The sequence below is a fragment of the Brasilonema sp. UFV-L1 genome, assembly GCF_012912105.1.
In the GTDB taxonomy this organism is placed as follows: Bacteria; Cyanobacteriota; Cyanobacteriia; order Cyanobacteriales; family Nostocaceae; genus Brasilonema.
In genome coordinates, this window is the sequence record NZ_QMEA01000025.1 from 1 (window position 1) to 2,917 (window position 2,917).

Annotated in this window: 2 protein-coding genes; both read right to left on the reverse strand. The window is 43.7% G+C overall.

Annotation, left to right across the window (positions count from 1 at the left end):
- Positions 1 to 79: 79 nt before the first annotated feature.
- A complete protein-coding gene (locus DP117_RS10430; RefSeq protein ID WP_169218244.1) occupies positions 80 to 2,032 on the reverse strand; it encodes a S9 family peptidase in 1,953 nt (650 codons plus the stop codon).
- Between the two features lie 603 nt (positions 2,033 to 2,635).
- On the reverse strand, positions 2,636 to 2,917 hold a 282-nt coding region (locus DP117_RS35355), incomplete at its 5' end, for a hypothetical protein (RefSeq protein WP_211176029.1).

The window sequence follows — 2,917 nt, forward strand, 5'->3', positions numbered from 1 at the left end:
AGGAGTCAGGAGTCAGGAGTCAGGAGTCAGAATTCTGAATTCTGGATTCTTCTGACTCCTTGTTAAGCACGAACAATTTCTACTTAACGACTCCAGAATTGCCAGGTATATCACCTATTGGTTCAACTCGTCCGCCCAGATACTTGCCAAGAAACTCTTCTGCTTTCGCGTAGAAGTGTAGCCGGTTTTGCGGACGTGCAAAACCGTGTCCTTCATCTGGGTAGAGGATGTACTCTACAGGCTTGTTTGCTTTTCGCATCGCTGCAACGATTTGTTCGCTTTCTGCTTGCTTAACTCGTGGATCATTTGCACCTTGTCCAATCAGCAAAGGGACTTTGATGCGATCTACAAAAAATAACGGAGAACGAGACTTGAGAAACTCTGGTTCTTTTTCTAGATGACCGATACGATTGTAAAATTCTGCTCGTCCTGATTCCCAATATGGAGGAAGACTTTTTAACAACGTTATCAAGTTGCTGGGACCAACGATATCCACACCAGCAGCAAAGACATCAGGAGTGAATGTCAATCCGGCAAGAGTTGCGTAACCACCGTAGGAACCGCCCATAATCGCAACTTTTTTGCGATTAGCGATACCTTGTTGGACAATCCAGTTGACACCATCAGTCAAGTCATTCTGCATTTTATTTCCCCATTCACGATTTCCGGCGTTGAGGAACTTTTTGCCGTATCCGGTAGAACCTCGGAAATTGAGTTGTAAAACTGCGTAGCCACGGTTTGCTAGCCACTGGGCTTCCGAGTCATAACCCCAAGTATCTCGCGCCCAAGGTCCCCCATGCACAAGAAGAACTGTAGGTAAGTTTTTTGTTGGAATTCCTACAGGTGTTGTCAGGTAACCGTGAATAGTCAACCCGTCGCGAGATTTGTAGGAAATCGGTTTCATTTGGGCAAGTTTTAGCCCTTCCAATTTTGGTTGATTGCTGAAGAGGAGTTTGCTTTGCTTGGAGGTACGATCATAAGTGTAGTAATAAACGGGACCGTTGTCAGTATTGTAGGAGACTAGCCAAGTTTTATCAGCAAGGTCGCGGTCAACTACAGAAAATTCACCTCGGCGAACTTTGGCCATCGCCTGAAAATCTGGAGCAATACTTTTATCTATTATCTGCCACTCCAACTTATCCTTATAAAAAGAAACCGCTTGAATTTGGCGTTTCACTGGATGAGCAAATATCCCTCCAGCATCATACTGCGGGTCTTGAGCAATGACAGATTCTTTACCTGTAGCTAAGTTGAGCGCCAAAACTCGTGTTGCGTTCACATCATGATTTCCGGTAATATAAAGTGTTTTTCCATCCTGAGAAAAACCAACGGCACTGCCTTGGTCATCAGGTCCCCATTTACGAACTGTCTTCCAGGGTTGATTTAGTGTTTCTCTAACAGATAAAATAGAACCACCATCAGGAGTACTGGCTACAGATGCACGGATTTTTAACTGTGGATCTGCAACAGACTGAGTAACATTAACAGCGTTTTCTTGTTCCAGGTTTGCTGTACCCGTTTTAAGATTAATACGATAAGCATCGTGTTTACGCCGGTCTTTAATGTTCATCCCCACCAGAACTTCATTCGGAAAATTGGGGTCTAGAGCTATCATTCGCGCTTGCACACCCTTGTACGGCGTCAAGTCTCGCAATTGCTTTGAGTTAACATTGACACTATAAAAATGAAAATTCTCATCACCATCTGTGTCTTGTAAGTAAATTAATTGTTCGCCATTGTAAGCCCAGAAGTAACTGCGGATACCACGTTTTTTGTCAGCAGTTAAAATTTGGTCGTCATTTTTACCTACTGTGCGTATCCATACCTGCAAAATATTATTCTTATCAGGTGCAATATATGTTAAATATTTTCCATCTGGAGATAGTTGCGGGTTTGTTTTTTCTGGATTGCCAAACAGAATCTGTCGTGGAATGAGTGGTGGTAACTCCGCAAAGGATGCACTGATGTTGGTTAGGAAAGTTGCTATAAGGAGAAAGGGAACAGCTACTGTAGAGAAGTATTTTTTGTTCATAGACCGAATACCCTGGAAAATCTGCGAAATGCAGTTTTTAACTATTTAAGTATCTGCTATTAGACTGAGAAATAGGGTTGTGAAAAAAATTTGTTAAATTTCTATAAGCGGGACGAGATTAGCTTGCAGGCAGGTTCTGTGAAGCGTAAGCGCCAAGCGTTTCGTTTCTCCGTATCATTACTGTTAGACATCTCCAGAAATTAATTATGCGTTACGTGAAACCCTTAGACCTCTTGCATAAATACTTAAAATGTCATGTTGAGCGGAGCGAAACATCTCGCGAGATTCTATGTCTTTGGGACACGCTGCGCTAACACTGCACGGAGCCTGCCCTCGAGCGTTCAGCGAAGGGTTTCGTATGCCCTCCCTTGCCCGCTGCGCGCTCCAGAATGACATCCCCAACTTTTGGACTTTTGCAAGAGGTCTCTTGTAGAGACCGTACTGTACGGTCTCTAAATTGGGCGTTGCTGATTTGAAGTATGAATCCAAGTGTAGAGAACGCCACATCGCTCAACGCGGGAAACCCGCGTTGAGCGATGTGGCGTTCTCTACAAGGGTTTGGAATCACACGACATCTTTTTCATACATGGATTCAGCAACGCCCTAAATTGTTTTTCGCAGATGTCTATTGAGGTTATTCATTATCCCACTAGGTTGTAATACTCGTCCACGAGTATAAAAGACTCGTCCACGAGTATAAAAGACTCGTTCACGAGTATAAAAGACTCGTCCACGAGTATAAAAGACTCGTCCACGAGTATAAAAGACTCGCTCACGAGTGTAAAAGACTCGCTCACGAGTGTAAAAGACTCGTCCACGAGTGTAAAAGACTCGTCCACGAGTGTAAAAGACTCGTCCACGAGTGTAAAAGACTCGTCCACGAGT

What these genes read in the sequence shown, in the direction of transcription:
- DP117_RS10430 (WP_169218244.1), bottom strand. Translation starts at nt 2,032, where the DNA reads ATGAACAAAAAATACTTCTCTACAGTAGCTGTTCCCTTTCTCCTTATA.